26 protein-coding genes are annotated in these 26360 nt (G+C 56.9%); 13 read left to right on the forward strand and 13 right to left on the reverse strand.

Annotated features, from left to right (window positions below; translation table 11 throughout):
- Positions 1-5: 5 nt before the first annotated feature.
- The 4 genes from ASF69_RS19315 to ASF69_RS19330 all read right to left on the reverse strand — a co-directional run bounded on the left by ASF69_RS19315 (position 6) and on the right by ASF69_RS19330 (position 2862).
- The gene (locus ASF69_RS19315) at positions 6-242 is read right to left on the reverse strand and encodes a DUF1127 domain-containing protein (protein WP_062589838.1); all 237 of its coding nucleotides are present in this window, start codon (positions 240-242) and stop codon (positions 6-8) included.
- A gap of 375 nt (positions 243-617) precedes the next feature.
- A complete protein-coding gene (gene murI, locus ASF69_RS19320) occupies positions 618-1442 on the reverse strand; it encodes a glutamate racemase (protein WP_062589839.1) in 825 nt (274 codons plus the stop codon).
- The gene (locus ASF69_RS19325; protein ID WP_062589840.1) at positions 1423-2253 is read right to left on the reverse strand and encodes an RNA methyltransferase; all 831 of its coding nucleotides are present in this window, start codon (positions 2251-2253) and stop codon (positions 1423-1425) included. The genes murI and ASF69_RS19325 overlap by 20 nt, the downstream gene beginning before the upstream one ends.
- 78 nt (positions 2254-2331) lie before the next feature.
- Positions 2332-2862 carry a hypothetical protein gene (locus ASF69_RS19330; protein ID WP_062589841.1) on the reverse strand — a complete coding sequence of 177 codons (531 nt, stop codon included), beginning with the start codon at positions 2860-2862 and terminating at the stop codon, positions 2332-2334.
- Between the two features lie 210 nt (positions 2863-3072).
- Between ASF69_RS19330 and ASF69_RS19335 the strand changes: the two genes are divergently transcribed.
- Both ASF69_RS19335 and ASF69_RS19340 read left to right on the forward strand, forming a co-directional pair.
- A complete protein-coding gene (locus ASF69_RS19335) occupies positions 3073-4287 on the forward strand; it encodes an NADP-dependent isocitrate dehydrogenase (RefSeq protein WP_062589926.1) in 1215 nt (404 codons plus the stop codon).
- Between the two features lie 154 nt (positions 4288-4441).
- Complete coding sequence (locus ASF69_RS19340; protein ID WP_244475529.1) at positions 4442-5071, forward strand: glutathione S-transferase family protein; 630 nt, start codon at positions 4442-4444, stop codon at positions 5069-5071.
- A 185-nt stretch (positions 5072-5256) separates the two neighbouring features.
- On the opposite strand, the gene alaS is transcribed toward ASF69_RS19340, so the two are convergent.
- Together alaS and recA are read right to left on the reverse strand one after the other, a co-directional pair.
- Positions 5257-7920: an alanine--tRNA ligase gene (alaS, locus tag ASF69_RS19345; protein ID WP_062589843.1), complete on the reverse strand. Its 2664-nt coding sequence runs from the start codon at positions 7918-7920 to the stop codon at positions 5257-5259.
- A gap of 192 nt (positions 7921-8112) precedes the next feature.
- Complete coding sequence (gene recA / locus ASF69_RS19350) at positions 8113-9201, reverse strand: recombinase RecA (protein WP_062589844.1); 1089 nt, start codon at positions 9199-9201, stop codon at positions 8113-8115.
- A gap of 246 nt (positions 9202-9447) precedes the next feature.
- On the opposite strand from recA, the gene ASF69_RS19355 reads away from it, so the two are divergent.
- Positions 9448-10386, forward strand: a complete 939-nt coding sequence (locus ASF69_RS19355; protein ID WP_082469790.1) for a carbohydrate kinase family protein — start codon at positions 9448-9450, stop codon at positions 10384-10386.
- 31 nt (positions 10387-10417) lie between these two features.
- Complete coding sequence (locus ASF69_RS19360) at positions 10418-11341, forward strand: pseudouridine-5'-phosphate glycosidase (protein ID WP_062589845.1); 924 nt, start codon at positions 10418-10420, stop codon at positions 11339-11341.
- Between the two features lie 294 nt (positions 11342-11635).
- Here ASF69_RS19360 and ASF69_RS19365 read toward each other — a convergent pair whose 3' ends face one another.
- A complete protein-coding gene (locus tag ASF69_RS19365; RefSeq protein WP_062589846.1) occupies positions 11636-13873 on the reverse strand; it encodes an OmpA family protein in 2238 nt (745 codons plus the stop codon).
- 343 nt (positions 13874-14216) lie between these two features.
- On the opposite strand from ASF69_RS19365, the gene ASF69_RS19370 reads away from it, so the two are divergent.
- The 5 genes from ASF69_RS19370 to ASF69_RS19390 all read left to right on the forward strand — a co-directional run bounded on the left by ASF69_RS19370 (position 14217) and on the right by ASF69_RS19390 (position 18067).
- Entirely contained in the window at positions 14217-14990 is a 774-nt protein-coding gene (locus ASF69_RS19370) for an ABC transporter substrate-binding protein (protein ID WP_062589847.1), read from the forward strand.
- A 114-nt stretch (positions 14991-15104) separates the two neighbouring features.
- Positions 15105-15908 (forward strand): ABC transporter permease, encoded by an 804-nt coding sequence (locus ASF69_RS19375; RefSeq protein WP_062589848.1) that lies wholly within the window; start codon positions 15105-15107, stop codon positions 15906-15908.
- Complete coding sequence (locus ASF69_RS19380; RefSeq protein ID WP_062589849.1) at positions 15905-16735, forward strand: ABC transporter permease; 831 nt, start codon at positions 15905-15907, stop codon at positions 16733-16735. Before ASF69_RS19375 ends, ASF69_RS19380 begins: the two co-directional genes overlap by 4 nt.
- Before the next feature lie 162 nt (positions 16736-16897).
- The gene (locus ASF69_RS19385) at positions 16898-17164 is read left to right on the forward strand and encodes an usg protein (RefSeq protein WP_062589850.1); all 267 of its coding nucleotides are present in this window, start codon (positions 16898-16900) and stop codon (positions 17162-17164) included.
- Between the two features lie 78 nt (positions 17165-17242).
- Entirely contained in the window at positions 17243-18067 is an 825-nt protein-coding gene (locus ASF69_RS19390) for a class I SAM-dependent methyltransferase (protein ID WP_062589851.1), read from the forward strand.
- Between the two features lie 135 nt (positions 18068-18202).
- Here ASF69_RS19390 and ASF69_RS19395 read toward each other — a convergent pair whose 3' ends face one another.
- The 3 genes from ASF69_RS19395 to ASF69_RS19405 form a co-directional block, all read right to left on the reverse strand.
- A complete protein-coding gene (locus ASF69_RS19395; protein WP_062589852.1) occupies positions 18203-18691 on the reverse strand; it encodes an Lrp/AsnC family transcriptional regulator in 489 nt (162 codons plus the stop codon).
- A gap of 66 nt (positions 18692-18757) precedes the next feature.
- Entirely contained in the window at positions 18758-19405 is a 648-nt protein-coding gene (locus ASF69_RS19400; RefSeq protein ID WP_062589928.1) for a uracil-DNA glycosylase family protein, read from the reverse strand.
- A gap of 8 nt (positions 19406-19413) precedes the next feature.
- Complete coding sequence (locus ASF69_RS19405; protein ID WP_062589853.1) at positions 19414-19989, reverse strand: thermonuclease family protein; 576 nt, start codon at positions 19987-19989, stop codon at positions 19414-19416.
- Positions 19990-20095: 106 nt separating this feature from the next.
- Here ASF69_RS19405 and ASF69_RS19410 point away from each other — a divergent pair, with 106 nt between their 5' ends.
- Positions 20096-21631, forward strand: coding sequence for a HAMP domain-containing sensor histidine kinase (locus ASF69_RS19410; RefSeq protein ID WP_062589854.1), 1536 nt, complete (start codon positions 20096-20098; stop codon positions 21629-21631).
- Positions 21632-21645: 14 nt separating this feature from the next.
- On the opposite strand, the gene ASF69_RS19415 is transcribed toward ASF69_RS19410, so the two are convergent.
- Together ASF69_RS19415 and cobT are read right to left on the reverse strand one after the other, a co-directional pair.
- Entirely contained in the window at positions 21646-22065 is a 420-nt protein-coding gene (locus ASF69_RS19415; protein ID WP_062589855.1) for a diacylglycerol kinase, read from the reverse strand.
- 7 nt (positions 22066-22072) lie between these two features.
- Positions 22073-23095: a nicotinate-nucleotide--dimethylbenzimidazole phosphoribosyltransferase gene (gene cobT, locus ASF69_RS19420; protein WP_062589856.1), complete on the reverse strand. Its 1023-nt coding sequence runs from the start codon at positions 23093-23095 to the stop codon at positions 22073-22075.
- A 130-nt stretch (positions 23096-23225) separates the two neighbouring features.
- Between cobT and cobS the strand changes: the two genes are divergently transcribed.
- The 3 genes from cobS to ASF69_RS19430 are packed head-to-tail and all read left to right on the forward strand — an operon-like array spanning position 23226 to position 24931.
- On the forward strand, positions 23226-24014 hold the full coding sequence (cobS, locus tag ASF69_RS19425) for an adenosylcobinamide-GDP ribazoletransferase (RefSeq protein WP_200939109.1): 789 nt from the start codon (positions 23226-23228) through the stop codon (positions 24012-24014).
- 18 nt (positions 24015-24032) lie between these two features.
- Positions 24033-24227 (forward strand): DUF1289 domain-containing protein, encoded by a 195-nt coding sequence (locus tag ASF69_RS22880; protein WP_082469791.1) that lies wholly within the window; start codon positions 24033-24035, stop codon positions 24225-24227.
- Positions 24224-24931 carry a TIGR02281 family clan AA aspartic protease gene (locus ASF69_RS19430; protein WP_062589858.1) on the forward strand — a complete coding sequence of 236 codons (708 nt, stop codon included), beginning with the start codon at positions 24224-24226 and terminating at the stop codon, positions 24929-24931. The genes ASF69_RS22880 and ASF69_RS19430 overlap by 4 nt, the downstream gene beginning before the upstream one ends.
- 41 nt (positions 24932-24972) lie before the next feature.
- On the opposite strand, the gene ASF69_RS19435 is transcribed toward ASF69_RS19430, so the two are convergent.
- Complete coding sequence (locus ASF69_RS19435; protein WP_244475521.1) at positions 24973-25713, reverse strand: transglutaminase-like cysteine peptidase; 741 nt, start codon at positions 25711-25713, stop codon at positions 24973-24975.
- Positions 25714-26360: the final 647 nt, after the last annotated feature.

Below are 26360 nucleotides of genomic sequence, written 5' to 3' on the forward strand. Positions count from 1 at the left end.
TCGGCTCAAAAGCGCGGAAACCAGGGGGGTATCAGCGGCTGGCCGGGCAAAGGTTTGCGGACAGGTTGACCGATATCACGCAGCATGCGGTCAGAAAGGTGAGAGATATGCGTCCGCGTCCGTCGCTGCTGCCACGCTGCGAGCAGCACCGCTTTCAAGGTTGTCCATAGACCCAGCCGGGCGACCAGTTCTTCGACCGTCTCGGCAACATCATTTACACGCAAAAAGTGTTCTTTTGGCATAGGAAATCCGTCCCAGCGCGAGCAAGCGGCCAGGTCCTTTCGTGATGGGAAAAACGTGCATGACCGAAGGACGCAGCGGTGCTGTGACGACAGATCGATCTGCAACGAGTTTAGATGTTGAAATGCCTCAAGGCAGGGGAAAGCCCTTTAGAGAAGGACTATTATCGGAGGGCGACGCCAATAAACGCGGTAGAAACCGTTGGCACCCATCGTGCTGCGCCAGAGAGGCAATGATGCATAAATGTATTCATATAACGCCTCCTGTGGTTCGAGTTGCGAGCTTGAATTTTGTGACACAGCTCTTTTACGATTTCAAGAGGCGCAATCGCGAATTGCAACCGATAGAGCCGCACGATGCAAAAAAGCAACACCACCTCATTTGGCGGCGATTTTCAGTCCAAAGCCCTGCATAAGTCGCCTTGTGGTGAAATCCGGCTGACCGGAGGTAAAAAGCGCGAAATCAAATCCCTCGGGATGTTCGGCGCCTTGCACAAGCTCCACCTTTCGCCGCGCCTGACGAGCAATGGCTTCCGCTGGATCGAGCCAGTCCACCGGCCATGGCGCGAGACGCCGGAAGATATTGGCCATGAAGGGATAATGCGTGCAGGCGAGCACCACGATGTCGGTGCGCCTGCCCTCTTCCTCGATAAAGCACGGGGAAATTTCCGCCAGCACCGCTTCATCCGAGACCGGTTCACCGCGGATCCAGGCTTCTGCCATTCGCGCAAGATTTTCCGATCCTACCAACCGCACATGGCACTGCGAGGCGAAAGACTGGATCAGATCCCGCGTATAGGCGCGCTTGACGGTTCCGGGCGTTGCCAGAACGGAAACGAGGCCGGAACGCGTCCGCTCTGCCGCCGGCTTAATGGCAGGAACGGTTCCGACAAATGTCATTTCGGGATATTTTTCGCGCAGGGCTGCCCCCGCCAGAGTGAAGGCCGTATTGCAAGCAACGATGCATATTTCCGGCTGATAGGTGGCGATCAACCTCCCAAAAAGAGAAAGAAGCCGCTCCCGCAAGGCATCTTCCTCCCAGCCACCATAGGGAAAGCCAGCATCGTCAGCGACATAGATGAAACCGCGCTCGGGCATCAGCACCCTCGCCTCTCGCAAAACAGTCAGCCCACCGATGCCGCTGTCCAGCACCAGGACCGGTTTGAGCGCCGTCTGTGTGGAATCACCCGTTGTTACCGTCATCGTCCGCATTGCTCCCCTCAGCATAAGGACCGTTGCTGCCACGCGGTGTCTGGCGGCCATATTTATCAAAGGTTCCGAAGACGCCGCGAAGAACGCTGATTTCCTGCGAACTCAGCGCCCGACGAGACAGAACGGCCCGCAGATTTTCGATCATACGCTGCTTCTTGCCTTCGGGACGGAAATAACCGCGTGCATCCAGCGCCTCTTCCAGCTGCTCGAACAGACCGTAAAGCTGCTCTTTCGTCGCCTGCTTCTGCTCGAGTGGCTCGAACAATGTCTGGCTCAAATCTTCCATGCCGGATTTCATCCACTCATAGGACATCAAAAGCACGGCCTGGGCGATGTTTAGCGAGGCAAAAGCAGGGTTGACCGGGAAAGTGACGATTTCGTCAGCCAGCGCCACTTCCTCATTGGTCAGGCCCCATCTTTCGCGACCAAAGAGAATGCCGGTCTTTTCACCGGACTTGAACTTGACGCGAAGGGTCTCTGCGGCGACGACGGGTGCGCGGACGGGTTTGAAACCATACCGCTCTCGGGCTGTCGTCGCATAGGTAAATTGCAGGTCGGCGGTGGCTTCCTCAATCGTATCGAACACCCGCGTATTATCGATGACGTGATCGGCCTTGGATGCGGCGGAACGGGCCTTTTCATTCGGCCAGCCATCACGCGGATTGACCAGCCGAAGCTCGGCCAGACCGAAATTGGCCATGGCACGCGCCACCATGCCGATGTTTTCACCCAGTTGCGGTTCGACCAGAATGATTGCCGGACCTTCTGCCAGAAGCTCCAGCTCGCTGTTTGTACCTGCCATCTTCGCCTTCCAATATTTCGGCGTCTCACTGGCACAGTTTTCTGGACAAATCAAAGGCAGCGATCCGCGAAAAGCGGCTTATTCGCCCTTGATGATGTTGGTCATCTCCTGGAGAAGGGAATCACGCCCCTCATCGCCCACACGATGAATGTCGTTGATGACAGGCCGGCCATCTTCCTCGATCACATCGAAATTGACCTGATCAACGGTTGCCTTCATTTCGGCTTCGTCCATGCAGGCCCAAAGCTTGAACTTCACCGTCACATCCGTCACGCCATCTTCGGGTGCTGCGGGCGTTATTGTAACGTCCTGTAGTGGGCAGCCATCCTGCGAATTGGTAACGACGTCATAGCCGAAGGGGTCACCCTTGTCGCCACTCTCTACGTCTGATGCCGGCTTCTTTGAAGCTTCGCGGTACTGCGCCACGAACCCCTTGCTGAACAGCGTCGTCAGCAGGTCCTCGTCAAAGATGTATTTCCAGTCATCCGCTTCGCCAGACCAGTTCTTGACGGTGATATCCATCACCTTTTTGACGGGCTCAGCCGGGTCTGCGGCAGATGCGGTGGTGGCGAAGAGGATGGCGGCGGTGGCGAGCAGAAATTTCCGCATGATGGTGTCCTGGTAGAAGGCTTACCCAACGTAAGCGATTCGCCAGACTGTAATTCTCCAATGGCTTTTGGCAACGTGTTTCAGCGTGCATCGGAACCAAAAAAGCACGTGCATGGCTTTGCCTTCTACGCACACGATGCTATAGCGCCACGGGATATTTTTTGCATATCGCGCCCTCCCGGCGCAATCGTTCTCGAAGGTGAGGAATTCATGACAAAGATCAAGGTAGCCAATCCGGTCGTCGATCTCGACGGCGACGAAATGACCCGTATCATCTGGCAGCTCATCAAGGACAAGCTGATCCTGCCTTACCTCGATCTCGATATCGAATATTACGATCTTTCCGTTGAAAACCGCGATGCTACCAACGACCAGGTAACGGTCGATGCGGCAAACGCCATCAAGAAGCACGGCGTTGGCATCAAGTGCGCAACGATCACGCCTGATGAAGACCGCGTCAAGGAATTCAACCTCAAGCAGATGTGGAAGAGCCCGAACGGCACAATCCGCAACATTCTGGGCGGCGTTATTTTCCGCGAGCCCATCATCTGCAAAAACGTGCCACGTCTCGTTCCCGGCTGGACCAAGCCGATCGTTGTCGGCCGTCACGCATTTGGCGACCAGTACAAGGCAACCGATTTCAAGTTCCCAGGCAAGGGTAAGCTGACGATCAAGTTCGTTGGTGAAGACGGCCAGGTTATCGAGAAGGACGTTTACGACGCTCCCGGCGCTGGCGTGGCATTGGCCATGTACAACCTGGATGAGTCGATCCGCGAATTCGCACGCGCCTCCATGAACTACGGTCTGATGCGCAAGTGGCCTGTCTACCTGTCCACGAAGAACACGATCCTCAAGGCTTATGACGGTCGCTTCAAGGACATCTTCGAAGAAGTCTATCAGACCGAATTCAAGGCGAAGTTCGACGAACTCGGCATCACCTATGAGCACCGCCTGATCGATGACATGGTTGCCTCCGCTCTGAAGTGGTCTGGCGGTTACATCTGGGCCTGCAAAAACTATGACGGCGACGTTCAGTCTGACACCGTTGCCCAGGGCTTTGGTTCGCTCGGCCTGATGACCTCCGTTCTGCTGTCGCCAGACGGTCGCACGGTTGAAGCTGAAGCTGCTCACGGCACGGTGACACGTCACTACCGTCAGCACCAGAAGGGCCAGGAAACCTCGACCAACTCCATCGCGTCGATCTTCGCCTGGACCCGTGGTCTAGCACACCGCGCCAAGCTGGACGACAATGCCGAGCTCGCAAAGTTTGCGGAAACGCTTGAGAAGGTTTGCGTCGACACGGTCGAAGCTGGCTTCATGACCAAGGATCTCGCACTGCTGATCGGCCCTGATCAGCCATGGCTTTCCACCACGGCATTCCTCGACAAGATCGACGAAAACCTGAAGAAGGCAATGGCCGCCTGATTGGCACGCCATATGGAAGAAACGGAAACCCGGCCACTGTGCCGGGTTTTTCTTTGCCAAAAGCGATGTCTTGAATACGTTGCAGGTCGGGCGCAATATTCGGGCATGGACGCACGCAGTGGCGTTTGACGTTCCGGATGGAGCAAGGAGGAGCATCATGAGCGAATTGACTTTCTACACCAACCCGATGTCACGAGGCCGCATCATTCGATGGATGCTGGAGGAAGTTGGTGTGCCCTACACCACCGAAATCCTCGGCTTCGGCGAGCAGATGAAAACGAGCGCTTACCGGGCGATCAACCCCATGGGCAAGGTTCCGGCCATAAAACACGGCGACACCGTCGTCACCGAATGCGCAGCCATTTGCGCCTATCTGGCTGATGCCTTTCCAGGAGCAGATCTTGCGCCACCACTGAAACACCGTGGCCTGTATTACCGCTGGCTATTTTTCGCGGCTGGCCCGCTGGAAATGGCTGTAACTATGAAGGCCATGGGATTTGAAATTTCGCTGGAGAAGTCGCGGATGGCCGGTTGCGGCGCATATGCTGACGTAATGAAAACGCTGGAACATGCCGTCAGCGAGAACCCGTACGTTGCTGGCGAACACTTCACCGCTGCCGACGTCTATGTTGCCTCACATATCAGTTGGGGCCTGCAATTCGGCACGATAGAGAAACGCCAGCATTTTGTGGATTATCTCGGAAAGATGAGCGAGCGCCCGGCCTACAAGCGCGCACATCAGATTGACGAAGAGGCGACGAAACAATTGCAGGCGGCGAGCTGATCGGATGCGGCCGACACGCCCGAATACTCGCTAGCGCGCCTCGGCCGTCTGCCAACTTGATTTCTCGCCCCAGAGGTGCGTGACCGCCGACCTCGAACTGTGACGCTGCCGGAGTAAGCCAGCGTGACGCTATCTAGCGCCATATATGACAAGGGCGGGTCTTGACCCGCCCTTTCTTCAAATACTCAAGCAGCGAGTGAAGCGGCCACGGCCTCGATGGCCTCATCCGCCTTTGCGCCGTCGGGCCCACCGGCCTGCGCCATATCTGGACGGCCACCACCGCCCTTGCCGCCGAGAGCAGCGGATGCCGTGCGCACCAGATCAACCGCGCTGAAACGTGAGGTCAGGTCCTCGGTAACGGCGGCAACCGCGCTTGCCTTGCCATCTTCAGAAACCGCAATCAGCAGAACAACGCCTGAACCAAGCCCGCTTTTGGCTTCATCGGCAAGGCTTTTCAGGTCCTTGGCGTCAATGCCGGAGAGCGACTTGGCGAGGAACTTCACGCCGCCAATCTCTTTGACATCGCCGGCAGATCCTTCGGAAGAACCACCGCCCATGGCCAGCTTGCGGCGGGCATCGGCGAGTTCGCGTTCGAGCTTCTTGCGCTCATCCAGCAAGCCCTCGACCCGGCCAAGCACTTCAGATGGCTGAACCCTAAGCGACGACGCAAGTGCCTTGACCCGCTCATCCTGCTCGGCCAGATAGGCGAGAGCACCTGCCCCCGTCACAGCCTCAACACGACGAACGCCAGCGCCAACAGCGCTTTCGCCGAGAACGCGAACAAGGCCGATCTGGCCCGTTGCAGAGACATGAGTGCCACCGCAAAGTTCTACCGAGTAAGGACGATTGGCCTTTGCACCGTGAATGCCGGTGCCCATCGATACAACGCGGACCTCATCACCGTATTTCTCGCCGAACAGCGCCATCGCACCTTCGGCAATAGCATCGTCAACGCTCATCAGGCGGGTGACGACTGGCGAGTTCTGGAGAATGATTTCATTCGCCATGTCTTCAACGATCTTCAACTCCTCAGCCGACATGGGCTTGGGATGAGATACGTCAAAGCGCAGGCGTTCTGGTGCTACCAGCGAGCCCTTCTGGGCGACATGGGTGCCCAGGACTTCGCGCAGCGCCTCATGGAGAAGGTGCGTTGCGGAGTGATTGGCGCGCAGACGCGAGCGGCGATCGTGATCTACGGTCAGTTCCACTTCATCGCCCACCTTGATGCCGCCCTTTGCGACGGTGCCAATGTGGACAAAAATACCTTCGCCCTTTTTGTGCGTATCGCTGACGGTGAAAGCGCCTCCGTCCGACGAGATGACACCGGTGTCGCCCATTTGGCCACCGGATTCACCATAGAATGGCGTCTGATTGACGACGATCTGAACGCTCTCGCCCTCGGACGCTGCATCGACAGACTTGCCGTCCTTGACGATTGCCTGCACGACGCCTTCTGCCGTTTCCGTGTCGTAGCCCAGAAACTCGGTTGCGCCGTGCTTTTCCTTGAGTTCAAACCACACGGTTTCGGTTGCCTTGTCGCCGGAACCGGCCCAATGGGACCGGGCTTCGGCCTTCTGGCGCTGCATTGCGTCGGTAAAGCCCGACACATCGACACCGATCTCGCGAGCGCGCAAGGCATCCTGCGTCAGATCGAGCGGGAAGCCGTAAGTGTCGTAGAGCTTGAATGCCGTTTCTCCGTCGAGCATATCACCCTTGTGCAGCGACGACGTTGCGTCCGACAACAGGGACAGGCCACGCTCAAGCGTCTTGCGGAAGCGGGTTTCTTCCAACTTGAGCGTCTCGGAGATCAACGGCTCTGCGCGGACAAGTTCCGGATAGGCGCGGCCCATCTGCTGGACAAGCGTCGGCAAGAGTTTCCAGATCAGCGGCTCACGCGAGCCGAGCAATTCGGCATGGCGCATGGCGCGGCGCATGATGCGGCGCAGGACGTAACCGCGCCCTTCATTCGATGGCAGCACACCGTCGGCAATCAGAAACGCCGAAGAGCGAAGGTGATCTGCGATCACGCGGTGGCTCGCGCGCTTGTCACCTTCGGCCGGAACGCCAGTCGCTTCCACCGAGGCAGAAATCAGCGCGCGGAAAAGGTCCGTATCGTAGTTATCGTGCTTGCCCTGCAACAGCGCTGAAATACGCTCAAGTCCCATGCCGGTATCGATGGATGGACGCGGAAGATTGATCCGCTCCTCCTTCGTCACTTGCTCATACTGCATGAAGACGAGGTTCCAGATTTCGATGAAGCGGTCGCCATCCTCATCTGCGGAACCCGGAGGCCCGCCCCAGATATGATCGCCATGGTCATAGAAGATTTCAGAACAGGGACCGCATGGACCTGTATCGCCCATGGCCCAGAAATTGTCGCTCGTGGGGATGCGGATGATGCGATCATCAGAGAAGCCAGCAATCTTCTTCCAGAGATCGAAAGCCTCATCGTCGGTATGATACACCGTGACCAGCAGCCGGTTCTTGTCGATCCCGAATTCCTTGGTGATCAGGTTCCAGGCATGGGTGATGGCTTCTTCCTTGAAGTAATCCCCAAAAGAGAAGTTGCCCAGCATTTCAAAGAATGTGTGGTGGCGGGCGGTGTAGCCGACATTATCAAGGTCATTGTGCTTGCCACCGGCGCGGACACACTTCTGCGATGACGCAGCCGTGGAATATGGGCGGCTTTCCAATCCGGTAAAGACGTTCTTGAACTGCACCATACCCGCATTGGTGAACATCAATGTCGGGTCGTTACGCGGCACCAGAGGGCTGGATGGCACGATTTCGTGGCCGTTCTTCTTGAAGTAGTCGAGGAAGGTCGACCGGATTTCATTTACACCGCTCATACGAAGTCCTTCATTGCCGCGCATTCACCCGGCCATAGCATGAAAATCAATGGCTTTTATCGCTCGCGTCATTGCCTGTCCAGCCAAAGAGGATGACGTTCCGTCACAAATAAAGGCCGCGCGAAACAATCGCACGGCCTTGAACGTCCTAAACCTGAAATACAAAGACGTGTCGCCAGGCTGCGCCCGCGATCAAGCGTCTGGATCGACCGCGTCACCGTCGGCTTCGGGTCCGCCATTTTCCAGAAAACGCTCGGCGATAAGACCGGCATTCTGGCGCAGCGCCAGTTCGATCTCGTTGGCAACGGCAGGGTTTTCCTTGAGGAAGGTCTTGGCGTTCTCACGCCCCTGCCCCAGTCGCTGGCTGTTATAGGAGAACCAGGCACCCGACTTTTCGACCAGGCCGGCTTTCACGCCGAGATCCACGAGTTCACCGGTCTTGGAGACACCTTCGCCATACATGATGTCGAATTCGACCTGCTTGAAGGGAGGCGCCATCTTGTTCTTGACGACCTTCACGCGCGTCTGGTTACCAACAACCTCTTCACGGTCCTTAACGGCGCCAATGCGGCGGATGTCGAGGCGGACAGAAGCATAGAACTTCAACGCGTTACCGCCGGTCGTCACTTCAGGCGAACCGTAGGAAATGCCGATCTTCATACGAATCTGGTTGATGAAGATCACCATCGTTTTCGATTTTGAAATCGAAGCCGTCAGCTTTCTCAGCGCCTGGCTCATCAGACGCGCCTGAAGGCCCGGCAGGCTATCGCCCATCTCGCCTTCGATTTCAGCACGTGGAGTGAGCGCCGCCACCGAGTCGACCACCAGAACGTCAACCGCGCCGGAACGCACGAGCGTATCGGTAATTTCGAGGGCTTGCTCACCCGTGTCTGGCTGGGAAATAAGCAGATTGTGGAGATCGACTCCCAGCTTGCGGGCGTAGACTGGATCAAGCGCGTGCTCCGCGTCAACGAAGGCGCAAATGCCACCCTTTTTCTGCGCTTCGGCAATGGTCTGCAAGGCGAGCGTCGTCTTACCGGAGCTTTCCGGTCCATAGATCTCGATGATACGGCCCTTCGGCAGACCACCAATACCAAGTGCGACATCAAGGCTGAGCGAACCGGTCGAAACGGTCTCTACCTCGACAATACTTTCATTGGAACCGAGCTTCATGATCGATCCCTTGCCGAACGAACGTTCGATCTGGGAAAGCGCCGCTTCCAGTGCCTTGCTTTTATCCACTGCTTTGTCCTCTACAAGACGCAAAGAATTTTGTGCCATCTGTAAACCACCTTTAGGTTATTGAAGCCGCACAGGCAATGAAGCTCTCTGTGTCGATTTTGTACTTTATTTGTTCTCATGCCACAAGCGCCGATCATCATATTGAAAACAAATATGGATAAGTCCTTTGTTCTACTTTTGTTTTTCTTTTTGCGCTGTGGAAAAAGCGCTCTATGAACTAGCGTGCCGTACCGGCGTCCGTGACGAATCGCGCCGCCCCTGAACGGTCAAAAAGAGGAAACTGCAGTGAAGAAGATACTCGTTCTAGGCGGCGCACATCTGGACCGCCGTGGCATGATCGAGAGTGAAACCATCGCCGGTGCCAGCAATCCCGGTTCCTGGATGGAAGAAGCCGGAGGCGGTGGCTTCAATGCGGCCCGCAATCTTTCAAGGCTGGGCTTCAGCGTCAGGATCATTGCCCCGCGCGGCGGTGATGCCAATGGCGAAACCGTCGCCGCAGCGGCGAGAGAGGCCGGCGTAGAGGACATGCCTTTTACCTTCCTTGATCGTCGCACGCCGAGCTACACAGCAATTCTGGAGCGGGACGGCAACCTCGTCATCGCCATCGCGGATATGGACCTTTACAAACTGTTTACGCCGCGTCGACTGCGGGTACGCGCCGTTCGCGAAGCCGTTATGGAAAGCGACATCCTGCTTTGTGACGCAAACCTGCCGCAGGATACATTGCAGGCAATAGCAACCGCCGCCGTGGCGAACCAAAAGCCTTTGGCGGCGATTGCCATCTCGCCTGCAAAAGTCGTTCGCCTGAAGGAAGCTTTGCCTCAAATCGATGTTCTCTTCATGAACGAGGCGGAAGCAGGCGCCTTGACCGGCAAAACTGTGACAGACATTCGCAAATGGCCCGACCACCTGCAAGCACTTGGACTGCGCGGTGGCGTTGTCACCCGTGGTGCCCAACATGTCATTGCATTTTCGGAGCATGAGACGGCTGTGCTCAGACCTCCCGTCATTGATAATGTCTGCGACGTAACCGGCGCTGGAGACGCAATGGCGTCCGGCTATCTGGCCGCGATTGCCCAGGGCCGCTTGCCATCTGAAGCATTACGCTGGGGAGCGGCGGCTGCGGCCATAACCGTTCAGTCCTTTAGCGCGACGGCGGCGGAACTGGACGTGGATTTGCTCGCAAACATGCTGGCCCTTGTTCCAAACGCCGAAATGTTGTGAAGAGAGCACAAACCTCGAACTGGATGATACGATGACAAAACCCCTGCCCCCGCTTTTACCAATCACCTACTCGGATGAGGTTGCCGCCGCCAAGCAGCGCGGTGCACCAATCGTGGCGCTCGAATCGACAATCATTACTCATGGAATGCCTTACCCCGGCAATATCCATATGGCTGAAAGCGTCGAGCAGATCATCCGGGATCAGGGTGCCGTCCCCGCAACCATCGCCGTCCTGCACGGAAACCTGCACATCGGGCTAGAGAAGAGCCAGCTTGAGGCTTTGGCGCAAACCAAGGATGCGATGAAGGTGTCGCGCGCTGATATCGCTTTTGCGATTGCTGAGAGGCGCACCGGCGCCACCACGGTCGCCGCCACGATGATTGCTGCAGAACATGCAGGTATCAAAGTGTTCGCCACCGGCGGTATCGGCGGCGTTCATCGCGGGGCAGAAGAGAGCTTCGATATCTCCGCAGATTTGACGGAGCTTGCGCGGACTGGCGTCATCGTTGTCTGTGCTGGCGCCAAAGCCATACTCGATATCCCGAAGACGCTTGAGGTTTTGGAAACCAACGGTGTTCCCGTGGTAACGTTCGGCTCGACTGAATTTCCCGCCTTCTGGTCCAGAGCATCTGGCCTCAAGAGCCCTCTCTCACTGAACAGCCCTGCCGCGATCGCGAATTTCCAGTCGACGCGCGAACAGCTTGGCATCGATGGCGGAATGCTGGTGGCCAATCCTGTTCCCGAGGCCGATGAGATCTCGCGCGAGGAGATGGAAATCTATATTACCCGCGCGCTCTCTTACGCGGAAGAAGACGAGATTGCCGGCAAAGCTGTAACGCCCTATCTGCTGGCCAAGATTTTCGAGATCACAGAAGGCCGCAGCCTCGAAACCAACATCGCTCTTGTGCGTAACAATGCACGCCTGGCAGCCGAGATCGCCGTCGCCCTTGGTTGAGCGGACAGCGTTTAAACGCCAGCTGCTTTTACATGAAACCACCCCCGGAAATGATCGGTTTTACGGGGGTGGTTCAATTGCTCCGGAAAGTGCGACTCGCCCCCTAAGCGCCAAGCGTCGGTAGAGTTGCGCCACTTCTTTTCGAATGTTGGCATGACCGCGACGTATTTTTATTCGCAACAAAGCAGATATTGCCGCCTGAAAGTGCCCGTCACAATCAGACGCCCCCGAAAGACAGATCATCTTTCGGGGGCGTTCTTTACTTGCATAAATCGGTCTCAGAACGTTTTCAGGTTACTTCTGAGCCACCGGCTTCACCAGCGAGGTGATGCGGCGGATCGTGACTCGTCGGTTTTCCTGCGATGCGCCGAGTGTCTGGACCTTCAGGAAGCGTTCGCCATAGCCCTGCGTCGTCAGGTTTTCAGGCGGAATGCCATAGACGTCGGTCAAGACGTTGGCGACAGATGCGGCGCGCTCATCCGACAGGACAAGGTTGCTTTCATCATTGCCAACCGCATCGGTGTGGCCTTCGATCAGGAAGGTTTCCGCCGGATTGTTCTCAAGCACCTTATTGATCGCGTCCGCCACCTTGCGCAGCGACTGGGCCTGACTCATCGGAATTTCTGCGCTTCCCGTCGTGAAGGTGATGGTATCGAGGTCGATACGACGCACCTTGTCACGGATACGGGCGGAGTAGCGCACTTCATCCATTGTGTAGACACGTTCGACCGGCTCCACTGGCGGCTGTTCCAGGAAGCGATAGTAATCGCGATCCGGATCGGTGGAAGTGTCGATGATGTAGTCCTCAACCGGAATACGCAGGCGCATCGGCGGCAGGTCGAGGCCGGGGTCGCGATAGACATATTCGCGGTCCGGCTCGTCTACGAGCTCAGGTGCGTAGAACAGGACATACTCGCGACCGCGTCTGTCGATACGGGACCGCTGGATTACATCGCCGTAGCGGTTACGAACTGTCACGACCTGCGTACCGTCAGACCGTTCGATTGTTTCGCGGTAACGGTCATCGGGCAGTCGCTCGTAATAGGGCTTTGCACCGTCACGAATGAAGCGGTCGTTATCGTTGCCACGCACGACAACGCGATCGCCGAACTGCAGGAACACACGGTCGCCCATGTCACGGTCGCGCGGACCACCGCGTGGCATGTCGCGAGGCTGCCACTCACGAACGCCCTCTGGACGGTCATAATCCGGACGACGGTCGATGCGCTCACCCTGAATATTGGTGATTGCCTGGATGTTGATCTGCGGTGCTGGCTTGTCACCACGGGCCGCTGCCTGCGCTTCGGCATCTGAAGTCGGAACCTTGAAGTCGCGAACGGCTTCACGTTCCTGACGACGCTGATCGCGGGACTGCTGGTTGCCGCTGCGTTCCGCTTCCTTGTCGCTGTCGAGAACAGCGGCGCCCTTGTCTACCGGCAAGATAACCGTATCGGCGGACTTCGAAGGATCCTTTGCAACGGCCCTCGCCTTGTTCAACTGCTCAGGTGTGGATGCTGGCGCTTCCTGCTGCGGTGTCGCTACCTGGCTTGGAACCGGTTCGCCTGCTGGTGCCTGTCCTGTCGTGGCGCCATCCTGCGGTGCAGGTGTAGGCGATGTTGGAATAGGCGCTGGTGGCTCACCGTTCTCGGCGCGCGGTGGACGCGGCTGTTCGGAAGGCTGCTGACCCGGTGCCGGGTTAGGCTGTTCCGCCGGACGCGGAGAGCGGCCCGGAGTTGTTGGTTCGGTTGGAACTGGCGCGGTCTTTGCATCAGGCTCCGGCGCGGCTGGCTTCTTGCCGGGAACGGCTGGCTTTTCAGCGTTGTTCTCACCGGCAGCTGGGGCGGTCTCGGATGCAGGACGGCGCGTTTCACCGTTTCGAGGCTGCTCCTGATCGGCTCCCGGCTGCTGCTCGCCCTGTGCACGACGTGGGCGTTCCTGCGCTGGCTCGGACTGCGATTCTGCCGGGGCTGCGCCGGGCTTGGCTGCATCTGGCTGCGCATCTCGACGCGGACGTTCCGGGCGCTGTTCGCCCTCGGCTGCAGGCTGCTGTTCGCGCTGGCGCTTGGGGCGCTCCTGCTGCTGTTCTGGTTGGGCCTCTGCCGGAGCGGCATCTGGTTGTGCTTCGCGACGCGGACGGGCCGGTGCTTCGGGCGCGGCTTCCGGTGCTGCTTCACGGCGTGGACGCTGTTGCTGTTCAGGCTCAGCTTCCGGCTGTGCTTCACGGCGCGGGCGCTGCTGTTCAGGCGCAGCCTCCGGAGCGGCTTCACGACGGGGACGCGGCGCTTCTTCCTGTGGCTTTTCGGCCTTTGGCTCTTCCTTCTGCTGCTCCTGCTGTTGCTTCTTCAAAAGCTCTTCGGCGGAAGGATCAGCCTGCGCAAGCAGCAAAGGTGCGTTCACAGGATCGGCGGCGTTCTGCTGTGACGAGTAGTGCACCGAGCCTATATTGGACGCAGCCAAAGCGGGCTCAGCCACCATCGCAATCGACATGAGCGGAAAAACCACCCCTGTCAGCAGCTTGTTCTTTTTGAGCATTGTATTTCCTCACCTATCAACGAATTATACTGCTGTACCGCTGTCTCACGGCCATTTTAAACCTTCTGCACATGCGGGCGGTGAACAACGCCTGAGGTGCGGTCTTGTTCCAATCATGACCAAGGCGTTCTGTACCGGAAATGAACAGATCAAGGTCTTTTCGTGAAGCGATTGTGGCGATCATCGCAATGCGAAACGATTAGGGTTGCATTTTCACGACAAGGATAAGACTATCCGCCAAGCGCTGCCGCCAGCGTTACCCAGACAGCGGCGTCGCGAAACATTTACCGCCCGGAAAAAAGAAACAAACCGTGCGGAAGACTCGCCGAAAGAGAGGATCGAAATGCGTATTTCCACCCGTCTGCTTGCTGCTGCATCGATTGCCGCGATGTCGCTTTTCTCCGGTGCCGCCATGGCGCAGGACAAGCTGGTCATTGGCACGGAAGGCGCCTACCCACCCTTCAACGTTCTTGAAGCAGACGGCACCTTGACCGGTTTCGACATCGATATCGCCAAGGCGCTTTGCACTGAGATGAAGGCAGAGTGCACATTCGTCACCAACGACTGGGACGGAATCATACCTGCATTGCAGGCCAAGAAGTTCGACGCCATCGTTGCTTCGATGTCGATCACGCCTGAGCGTCTTGAGAAAGTCGATTTCTCCAAGAAATACTACAACACACCGCCCGCCATTGCCGTACCGAAGGACTCACCGATCAAGTCCGTCGAAGAGCTGAAGGGCAAGACCATCGGCGCACAGGGTTCCACCACCCACGCCAACTATGCCGAGAAGCATCTTGCCGATTCCGAGCTCAAGCTTTACCCGACGGCTGACGAGTACAAGCTCGATATCACCAACGGCCGTATCGATGGCGTTATCGACGATATCGTTGTGCTCTCGGAATGGGTCAAATCCGATGCTGGCAGCTGCTGCAAGATCCTGACGCCGATGCCTGTTGACGAGGCCATCAATGGCCAGGGTGCAGGGATTGCCGTTCGTAAGGGCGACAAGGCGCTGGCTGACAAATTGACCGCCGCCATCGCCGCGATTCGCGCAAACGGCGAATACAAGAAGATCAACGACAAGTATTTCGACTTCGACGTTTACGGCAAGTAAGCGATTTGTTTGTTGAATATTGTGGCGGAAGGCTTGCCCTTCCGCCATTTTTGTTTGAGAACAGGGTAATAAAACAATACGAGAAGCGCGGCAAAGTCCGCAGGGGAAATTGGCATGAGCGGAGCACTTTCCGCCATAGGTTCGTTCTGGACCTATCTCACTCATCTCTTGGATCCATTCTGCGGACCGGTCGGCATCTTCTCTCTTTTCGGCAACGGAACGCTCGTTGCCTGTGGCGATGCGGGCTGGGGCGATGAAATTGCCTTCGGCGTCAAGATCACAATATCTGTGGCACTTGCGACGCTACCGGTCGGGCTCATCATCGGGTTTCTGATTGCCCTTGCGGCTCAATCCGAAGAAAAATCGCTTCGCCTGGCTGCCGGCATTTACACCACGATTTTCCGGGGTCTTCCGGAACTGCTCACACTCTTCATCGTCTATTACGGCATCCAGATGCTGTTGCAATCGGCTGGAGGCTATATCGGCATCACCGGGCCCATCGAAATCAATGCTTTCGTGGCCGGGATGATTGCCCTCTCGGTGGTTTTTTCGTCCTATGCGGCGGAAGTTCTGCTCTCAGCATTCCGCGCCATTCCCAAGGGGCAATACGAGGCTGGCGACGCGCTGGGAATGCCACGCAATCGCACGATGGTGCTCATCATCATCCCGCAACTCGTTCGGATTGCGCTGCCGGGAATGACGAACCTCTGGATGATCCTGCTCAAGGATACATCCTATGTGTCCATCATCGGGCTATCAGACATTCTGCGCCAGACCGGCATTGCCGCACGGGTGAGCAAAGAGGCATTCTTTTTCTACGGCATTGCCTGCCTGCTCTATCTGGTCCTTGCGCTTATCTCTTCCTTCGGCCTGGGCTTCATCGACCGTTGGTCCCGGCGTTCGGAGGTGCCGCGATGAGCCACGCCGAACACCTCATCCCGCCCCGCCCGGCCCCGCCAGCCCCGGTCAAGTCGCTGTCCCTTTCGAAGGTTATCGGCGTTTCTGTTGCTGGCCTGTGGCTGCTTCTCGCGCTCGGACTTGCCTACAGCATGTTTGCCGGCTGGGACATGGACAAGTTCACACGCTATGGCCCGCGTTACATCGATGGTCTCATCACCACGATTACGCTGGTTGGAACGTCAATCTTCATCGGCGCGCTTCTGTCCGCACCTATCGCCTTTGCGCGGATGTCCAAAAATCGTGTCCTGAATACATTGTCCTATGCCTACGTCTATGTATTCCGCAGCACTCCGTTGCTGGCGCAGCTCTTCCTCATCTACTACGGGCTAGGCAGTTTCCGGCCAGAAATGGAAGCCGTTGGCCTCTGGTGGTTCTTCCGGGAGGCATGGTATTGCGGTCTCCTCTCGCTGACGCTCAACACCGCCGCCTATCAAGCTGAGATACTTAGAGGCGCTATCCAGAGTGTGCCGAAAGGCCAGTTGGAGGGTGCGGCGTCGCTCGGTATCTCCAAGCCTGTGACATTCTTCAAGATCATCCTGCCGCAGGCGCTCATCGTCGCATTGCGTCCCTACGGAAACGAGATCATCCTGATGATCAAGGGGTCGGCTGTCGTATCCATCGTGACTGTCTATGACCTGATGGGTCAGACACGATATGCGTTCTCGCGCACCTTCGATTATCAGGCCTATCTCTGGGCGGCCATCTTCTACCTTTCGATGGTCGAGATCTTACGCCACACCTGGGCGTATCTCGAAGCCCGCCTCACCCGCCATCTCATTCGCTAAACCGTTGGCAGCACTCACCCAAAAACGCTGCTAACACACTGATTTTATTTTACAAAATTGTGACAACCCGCGTTCTTGTCAAGCTTGGGTTAATCATCTCATGTTCCCATTGCAGGTGATACCTCTCGGTATCGGCGACCACCAACGACGGGAGCAAATGCAATGAACAACGATATGGAAATGATGATGAAGGGCTACGGCGTGACCACGGCCGAAATTCTGTATCACATGCCCGATCATCCGACGGTCTTGCAGACCTACCTGTGGCAACATTACGATATCGCGCCGGACTTCCCCGAGATGAAGGGCTTTCTCAAGTTCTGGAAGGAAAAGCTCGACGGCCCCCTCCACTCCGTTCGATATGTCCACCGCCAGCTGATATCCGCGCAGGAATGGCGTTCGCTCAAAGGAGAGTTCATCCTTCATTGAGTCAAATCAAGCATTGCACCTGAAGGAATTGGCGACTAAGCAGGCGTCAAAACCCTGACGAAAGCCCGGAAGCGTGCAATGATGAAGAACCAGAAGGTCGATGAAGAGGCTCTGGCCGAAGCCTATAACCGCGCTCTAGCCCTGGAAAAGGCCGGCGATATTGACGCTGCGGTAAAGGCTTACGAAGAGGTTCTGGCTATTGATCCCGAGGATCATGGCGGCGCTGCCGTTCGCATTGCCGCCATGGGTCGCGGGGAAACGCCGCCAAAGGCACCGGACGCCTATGTTGAGACGCTGTTCGACCAGCAGGCGGAAGCCTTCGAGGATATTCTTGTAGAACAGTTGGGCTATGCCGTGCCGATGATCGTGCGGCAGCGCCTTCAGGCTCTGGAGTTGGGCTCGTTCAAACGGATGCTCGATCTGGGCTGCGGCACTGGGCTTACTGGCGAGGCCTTGCGTGATATGGCGGCCGACATTACCGGTATCGACCTCTCGGAAAACATGGTCGAAATCGCCCATGAAAAAGATCTCTATGAGACGCTTTACGTAGCAGAGGTCGAGGATTTTCTGGAAGACAATGACGACGAGCCCTTCGATCTGATCACGGCCACGGACGTTCTTCCATATCTCGGCGCCCTGGAGCCGCTCTTCTTCGGAGCAGCTGAAAACATGGTCGAGGGCGGCATCTTTGTGTTTTCATCAGAAACGCTACCGGATGAGGTTCTGGCAGGCCGCGCCTATATGGTCGGCCCCCATCAGCGCTTTGCGCATTCAGAGGCCTATATCCGCGAACGCCTGGCATCCACGGGTTTTGAAGTTGTCGAAGTTACCGACATCAATGTCAGAATGCAGGAAGGCCACCCGACGCCTGGTCATCTCGTGATCGCGAAGCTCAACGGCTGATGAAGGCTGTTTGCGCCGCCACCGCGGCGCAGCTGGATTCGGGCTCAAAGCCGGAATGTCGGTGACAAAGTTCTCAATCCTTGAAAGAGCTTCGTCAGCAGTGCTAAGGCGCGCCACCAGCGCGCCTTTTCTGTTTCACTCTTCGCCGGATTTCGGATTATCCAGCAGCATGTAATCGAGCGGCAGTTCGGTCGTGTATTTGATCTGCTCCATCGCGAACACGGAAGACACATCGCGGATTTCGATCTTGGCGATGAGCCGCTTGTAGAAAGCGTCGTAGGCAGCGATATCAGGCACGACGACCCGCAGCAGATAATCCACATCGCCGCTCATGCGGTAGAACTCGACCACTTCAGGAAATTCCGAGACCACTTCGGAGAAGCGCTTCAGCCATTCGATGGAGTGCGACGCGGTTCTGATCGAAACGAAGACGGTGACCTTGGTGTTGACCTTGGCAGCATCCAGAATGGCAACACGGCGACGGATAACGCCGTCCTCTTCCATCTTCTGAATACGCCGCCAGCATGGCGTGGTGGAGAGACCCACCTTCTTTGCCAGATCGGCGACAGCCAAAGTGGAGTCTTCTTGCAGAATACGAAGTATTTTTCGATCGAGGCGGTCCAATCCATTCTCCTCCGGAATTATTTTCCTCTATTTACACTAAAAAAAACGGAAAAAAAGAATTTTGTTTCAGCGCGTCAATCTGTCCACACATCCTCTCAGCACCGGCAACATTTCCTCGCCGAACCATGGATTTTTCTTGAGCCAAGCGCTGTTTCGCCAGCTTGGATGCGGAAGCGGCAGGACCGAAATCCCTTGGTTGACAAGGAAATAATTTCGCCAGTTATGGACGGTTTCGGTCATTGTCTTCATTCTGCCCGCGCCCAGATGCCACGCCTGCGCATATTGCCCGACGGCAAGGACGAGCTCTATCTGCGGCATGGCGTCGAGCACGGTCTGACGCCATTGAGGCGCACATTCAAGCCGCGGAGGCAGATCAGATCCCTTCGCGTCATAGCCCGGAAAACAGAACCCCATGGGGACTATCGCAAAGCGGTTAGAATCGTAAAATTCGTCACGGCTTACATCCATCCACTCGCGCAGCCGGTTGCCGGAAGCATCATTGAATGGCAACCCGCTTTCATGAACCCTTAAGCCCGGCGCCTGACCGGCAATCAGTATCCGCGCCTTGGTCGAGATAACGGCGACGGGACGCGGTTCATGCGGCAGACGGTCCCCCTCGCCCTTCAAGGGCGCGTCGCGGCAAATTCGACATCCGCTGATATCGCGACGCAGTGCGGCTATTAATTCGTCATCCTGCTGTGAAGTCCCCGTCATTTCCTGTCTTACCATCCCAGCAAATGACGGACCAGGGAAAGAAACCCTGCAAATGGCGCATCCATCTCCGCAGCCTTGTGCTCACGCCGCCAGTCTCTGGGCTGCACGAAAGGTCCAGACCAGATGCCCGCCCTTTCCGATTGCGCCAGCGCCTGTTCTTCCGAAAACAGGAAATATTCGGTCGTGACGGCAAAACCCGCAGCGACGAGCTGCGCCGCCACATCCCTGCCCTCGACCGAACACCGCACGAGAAGACGTTTGTAACGATCGCGCTTGTTGCCAGAGCATTCTACAACGTCGCGCTTCAGGAGCGTTGCGAGATAGGCCTTCGCCTCTGCGCCGCAGGACCATTCCCGCTCGCCACGTCCACAGGTCTGCTGCAATTCCGGAGCATCGACGCCGACCAGACGAAAACGTTCGTCACTGCGGGAGAGCGTATCACCATCCACGGCGTAAAAACGGCCTGAAAAACGCTCCTGGCCTAGACCATCCAGCTTCGCGGCGATCAATGTGCCCATCACAAGGATAAGCGCGGCGATGATGCCGTCCTTCAATCGGAAGGCTCTGCCTGACTTTTGTCGCATGTAACAACAAATCCTTGTTATAGATGGCAAACAAATCCTTTCACATCAGCATCTTCTTAAGATTTTGCCACTAGGCTGCAAGTCTTTAGATGAAATGCGTTGTGTCATGAGTAAGAACGCCAGCACCACTGCCGACAAGAATATCGTCGACCGGTCCCGGACGCGACGCAACAAGGCTGTGTTCGATACGGTCAAATCGACCCGTGAGCGACTTCAGTATGGCCCGATCAGCGTCAATGCATTCGAGCGCGACATGCTCCAGATGCACATTGCAGAAACACTGCAAAGCGCCACGATCATGCCGCTGTTCATCGTGCTCGCCACCGGCGTTGGCATTTACATCAGCCGAGATCCGCAAATCCTGGGCTGGTCGCTTCTGGCGCTGACGATCCACGCAATTTCTTTGCTGTTTGCCCGTCGTGCATCGCGACAGGAACTCACGCCCGCAAATCTGGCAGGCTGGAACAACATCTTCCTGGGCACGCAGATCGTAATAGGACTGGTCTGGGTTCTGTTTGCCATTCAGAAGATAGAGCCGGGCGACGCATCGCTCATCATGTTCTACAAAGGCGCTACGCTGCTGATTGCGCTTTCCATCACCGCATCGTCGAACGTTTTGTTGCGGCGTGCGACGCTGATGACCTTTCTGCCTGTCCTGGTCGCCCTCGGCGTAACGGCGGTGTTTTCACGCAACCCGTTGGATATCGGTCTGGCCTTGATGTTCTCGCTGGCCATGCTGTTCTGCAACCATGTGACCAAACGCCTCTATCAATCCAGCATCAAGCTCCTGTCCTTCCAATCAGAAAAGGACGATCTGATTGCCGAACTGGAAGTCGCCAAGTCCATGTCAGACGAGGCGCGCAGACGGGCGGAAGAAGCCAATATGGCCAAATCCCGCTTTCTGGCGTCAATGTCGCACGAACTTCGGACACCGCTGAACGCTATCCTGGGCTTTTCCGAAGTCATGGCGTCGGAGGTTCTGGGGCCGCTCAACAATCCGCTCTACAAGGAATATTCCGGCGACATTCATCGCTCCGGCCAGCATCTTCTCGATCTCATCAACGAGATTCTGGATCTTTCGCGCATTGAAGCAGGCCGCTACGACCTCCATGAAGAAGCAATAGCGCTTCTTGAAATCGCAGAAGATTGCGTCGGCATGATCCAATTGCGCGCGCGCGCCAAGAATATCCGCATTTCGCAGCAATTCGAGACCAGCCTTCCGCAGGTTTGGGCAGATGAAAAATCCATCCGCCAGGTTGTCCTTAACCTGCTGTCCAACGCAGTGAAGTTCACCCCCCAGGGCGGCGAGATCACCATCAAGGCGGGCTGGACCGCAGGCGGTGGACAATATGTGTCCATCAAGGACAATGGCCCCGGCATTCCCGAGGAAGAAATCCCGATCGTTCTATCCGCCTTCGGTCAGGGCTCAATTGCGATAAAGAGTGCGGAACAGGGCACCGGCCTGGGTCTGCCAATCGTTCAGGCAATTCTGGCCAAGCATGATGGTCAGTTCGTTTTGAAGTCGAGACTGCGTGAAGGCACGGAAGTCATCGCCATTCTGCCCGCAAAGCGCGTTCTGCAAAGCATTCCCGCAGTCGAGGATGTTACACTCGTACAGCCGCGCAAACGCTCATTTGCTTAAAGCGTTACGGGCGCTTACAGCGTTACGGGTGAAAAGAACAACGTGCTGACAAGCGAGAACAGCACGAAGCCGCCATTGGCGAGCAGCAGACAGAAAACCGCGAACGAGCCCAAATCCTTTGCGTTGCGAGCGACGGAAGAAAACTCCGGCGAAACACGGTCTACGATTTCTTCTATCGCAGTATTCAGCGCCTCGACGGAAAACAGCAGAAGCATCAGCACCGAAAAGATCAGATAATGCGCCAATGGCGCTCCGATCACGCCCAGCAGTACCAGCCCGGCGCCGAGTGCCAGCACCTCGTGACGAAATGCGGCTTCCTTCCACAAACGCGCCAGCCCCTGCGCGGAGTAGCGCGCAGCAGCAAAGAGATGCCGAAAACCGGTTTCCTTGCGGAAAACCGGCTCTGGTGACGGCGTGAATGGAGCGTTATCCATGGCTGGCTCAGTTATTTCGGCGAGTATCGACACCCGCCATTTCAAATGTCGCCATGCCAGAATGGCACGCGGCGGCAGATTTGACGATAGCTGCGGCGAGCGCGGCACCTGTGCCTTCGCCAAGTCGCATGCCCAAGGCCAGCAGCGGGGTCTTGCCAAGCTTTTCGACTGCGGCCAGATGGCCAGGCTCGCCGGAAACATGGCCGATGAGGCAGTGGTCGAGCGCAGCCGGGTTCGCAGCCTTCAGCAAAGCCGCCGCAGCGGTGGCAACATAACCATCGATCAGGACCGGAATTTTTTCAACGCGTGCAGCAAGAATGGCCCCTGCCATAGCCGCGATCTCACGACCACCAAGACGCCGCATGATTTCCAGCGGGTCGGAAAGGTGGTCCTTGTGGAATTCCACAGCCGCCTTCACCGCTGCAATCTTTCGGGCCATAACCTCGCCTTCAGAGCCCGTGCCCGGGCCGGTCCACTGCTCGGCGCTGCCGCCATACAGAGCAAGATTGATCGCAGCCGCAATCGTGGTGTTGCCGATGCCCATTTCGCCGATGCAAAGAAGGTCTGTGCCGCCCGCAATCGCTTCCATGCCGAACGCCATGGTGGCTGCACAATCACGCTCGGAAAGGGCCGGCTCGCAGGTGATGTCGCCGGTTGGATAGTCAAGCGCGAGATCGAAGATCTTCAGGCCAAGGTCATTTGCCACGCAGATCTGGTTGATCGCGGCGCCGCCAGCGGCAAAATTTTCCACCATCTGCTGCGTCACGGAAGACGGATAGGGCGTGACACCATGACGGGTCACGCCATGATTGCCAGCAAAGATCGCCACGAGCGGACGGTTGACTGCGGGTGCGCGCCCCGTCCAGGCCGCCAGCCACATGGCGATTTCCTCAAGACGTCCGAGCGATCCGGCAGGCTTTGTCAGTTGCGCATTGCGCTCCTTGGCAGCCACGAGAGCGTGCGTATCCGGTCCCGGCAGGTCTCGAAGCAGCGTACGAAAATCATCAAAGGGCAATCCGCTCATGCTCATGATATCGGTCTTTCTGGTCGCGCCGGACGCTTGTGTTTTCCAGCAAATCGGGGTTTGTTGCGCCTCTCATAATCGGGGACGCGAAGAGGAACAACCTCAAATACGACATGCGCCGCCTCAACTGTTGGAGATGCGATTGCGGGCCGGTGAATTTCTGAACGATGCGATGCGTTCCGTGAGCTTTCTCAGCCGCATTCCGGTGCATGATATCTTCTTTGAAGGACCGCAGCGAAGCATAGCAGAGACTGCCGGGGCATTTCCCTTGGCTGGTCTCTTCATCACCCTGCCAATTGCCATTCTCGCCTCCTGCCTTGCCTCGACCGGTGCCGATGCGCTCGTCATTTCCGTCATCGTGCTGGTGGTGGCGACCCTTGTGACCGGCGCCCTGCATGAAGACGGCCTTGCCGACACGGCAGATGGCTTCGGCGGCGGTCACGACAAGGCGAGAGCCCTCGCAATCATGAAGGACAGCCGCATCGGCACCTATGGTGCCATGGCCCTCATTTCGTCCTTTGTCATCAGAGCGGCGTGTCTGGCTGCCCTTGTCCGAGAGGCCTCGGCGCTTTCCGTGGCAGCGATTCTGCTGGCAACAGCCTGCGTGAGCCGCGCCTTGATGGTGTGGCACTGGCAATCTCTGCCGCCGGCAAAGGAGGCAGGCATTGCCGTTGCGGCAGGACAGCCCGGCAAGGCGGAGGCCAGGACCGCCCTCGCCTTCGGTTTCGCTGCCGCAATCCTGATTGCCCTGCCCTTTATCTCCCTCAAAGCTTGTTTAGCCGCTCTTGCCGCGTCAATTGCTGCGACTTACCTTTTCAGCCGGTTCTGCAGAAGTAAGATCGATGGTCATACCGGTGATACCATCGGCGCAACGCAGCAGATCACAGAGATCGTGATGCTGGCCTCACTTGCTCTCTTTGCCTGAAGGTCAGATATAGGTTTGATGGAAACGCCTTGTATAAATATCTGCTCGCTCGATCCCGTTGATGGGCTCTGTGACGGTTGCTACCGCACGATAGAGGAAATCATGGCCTGGTCAGGTTACAGCAGCCAGCAGCGCCGCCGGATCATGGACGACCTTCCTCAGCGATCCGCAGCGCGAGACACAATGAGTGGCGAGGAGACCGTTTGCGCATGAACAGGCTGACCTTCGTTTTTCTTTTGATGGGAATAGGCCTGGCCTTGCTCATCTTCAACCACGAAAGCGGCCAGACATTCGGCATCAACAACGATCAATTCGGAGAAGCGGTCTATCTGCTTCCCATCGCGGCCCTTCTCTCGGTCGGTATATTGGCAGGCAACCGTGGAGGCTTGGCTACAGTCATCCGCCAGCTTGCCATCTGGCTCGTCATCATCCTCGGCCTCGTCTCAGCCTATCTGTATCGCTATGATTTCCAACGTTTCGGTGAAACGCTTCTGGCGGGGCTCATACCGGGTCGTGCGGTCGTTGTCACGGCGCAGGACGGCACGCAGGAAGTCATTCTCAACAAGTCCGTGAGCGGGCATTTCCAGACCGATGCTCTGGTCAATGGAGCGCCAGTTCATATGCTTGTCGACACCGGCGCGAGTTCCGTCGTTCTCTCAAAAAGCGATGCCGAAGCCGTGGGCATCGACGTGGACAATCTGGCCTATACGGTTTCCGTCATGACAGCCAATGGCCGCACGTCCGTCGCGCCCGTTCGCCTGTCAGAAATTGCCATTGGTCCAATCGTCAGGCGCAACGTCTCAGCGCTGGTCGCGCAAGACGGACAGCTTGAGCAGAGTTTGCTGGGTATGACATTCCTGTCCACCCTCGGCTCGCTTCAGATGCAGACGGACAAGTTGACACTGCGCAATCAATAAAGACAGCGCCCCGTTGTAGACGTGCCAGCTTCAGGAAGTCGCTAGATCTCGTTGAATTGCTTGGCGCGAGGTCCCGACAAAATGACTTCCCAAGCGGCCTTGTGGTCGAATTTCTGACGCGCAAGAAATGTATAGCCCGTTTGATCCCACGGTTTGATCGTGCTTGTCAGGCTGTCGAGAACGAAATCCCCCCCGGACAGGCGAACCAATAGCACGGCGTGATTATTGCCGCCGCGATCCAGCACGACCGAGACGGCCATCTTGCTCGCTTGAAATCCGGCATCCAGCAGCGCCTTGGTTTTGGCCATTGCATAGTCTTCGCAATCGCCTCGCCCGCCTTCTGGCATCGACCAGTAATTGCTTCGACCATAAACGGCACTGTCTTCTGCCGGACGAATTGAGGAATTGACCTTGCGGTTAACCCGCGAGAGCAACTCCAACGCCTTGTCATCGCTCATGGTCGCGCCGCCTCTGGAGGAGCACAACCAGCTGTAACGCTGACAGGCCGATGAGAAGCCTTCTGGCGCCGAAATGGCGCGCGTTGCTTGAAGTTGCCCCGCAAATGCAGGCGCATTTAGGCTTGATGCGCCAATCAACGCGCAAGCCAGAACAGAAATCTTTTTGATCATGCCACGCCCTTCAATATTGCCTGAAATGACGGGGACTCCACAGGTGTCCCGCTCGCTTATGAAACTAGGCATTACACTGAAGGTGGACCAAACTACGCCAAAGCCGAAGCCGAGGCTGAAACCAACAACACCTTTGAACGCGCCTTGCGCCACCCAATTGCATGATTAGCCCAAAATTTCAAAATAAAATTAACGTAGCCCATTAAGACGCATTCGACACAGACGAACCGACGCACCGGCCCGCTTTCGGTTTGCCGACTCTGGAAAGACAGAAAAACGAGTAAATACTCCAAACAACCGATGTAAAATTCCAGAAATTAATAGCAAATACTGCTTACCTATTTCGTACTAGCCCATAATAGTGACAGTATATATGATATATTGCGGGTTATTTTTAAGTAACATAACCTTTTATCGTGACGTTTTTTGCGATCACTTTAGGAGGACTATCATGAGCAGTAAGATAACAACTGTGTTTTCGTGTATTGCAATCTTGCTGTCCAGCACTGCACTGGTGGGAGCGCAAACACGTGTGCAACGCTGTGACCGGGCCAAACCTGGCACCCTGGAATATGCTCTCTGCAAGCCAACAGCCACGATCCAGACCGTGACCGGCAGGCAGGGAGACAGCGACAGGAATGACAGAGGCTCACGGTCCGGCAGGAATGGCGGAAGCGGCACCTCGGGCAGCGGCGGTCAAAATCAGGGCGGGGGAAATAACGGCGGAGGCGGCAGCAGCGGCGGCGGTGGCGGCGATAACGGCGGCGGCGGCAATGGCGGCGGCGGCAATGGCGGCGGCG

The sequence above is a fragment of the Rhizobium sp. Leaf311 genome, assembly GCF_001423445.1.
Classification (GTDB): Bacteria; Pseudomonadota; Alphaproteobacteria; order Rhizobiales; family Rhizobiaceae; genus Agrobacterium.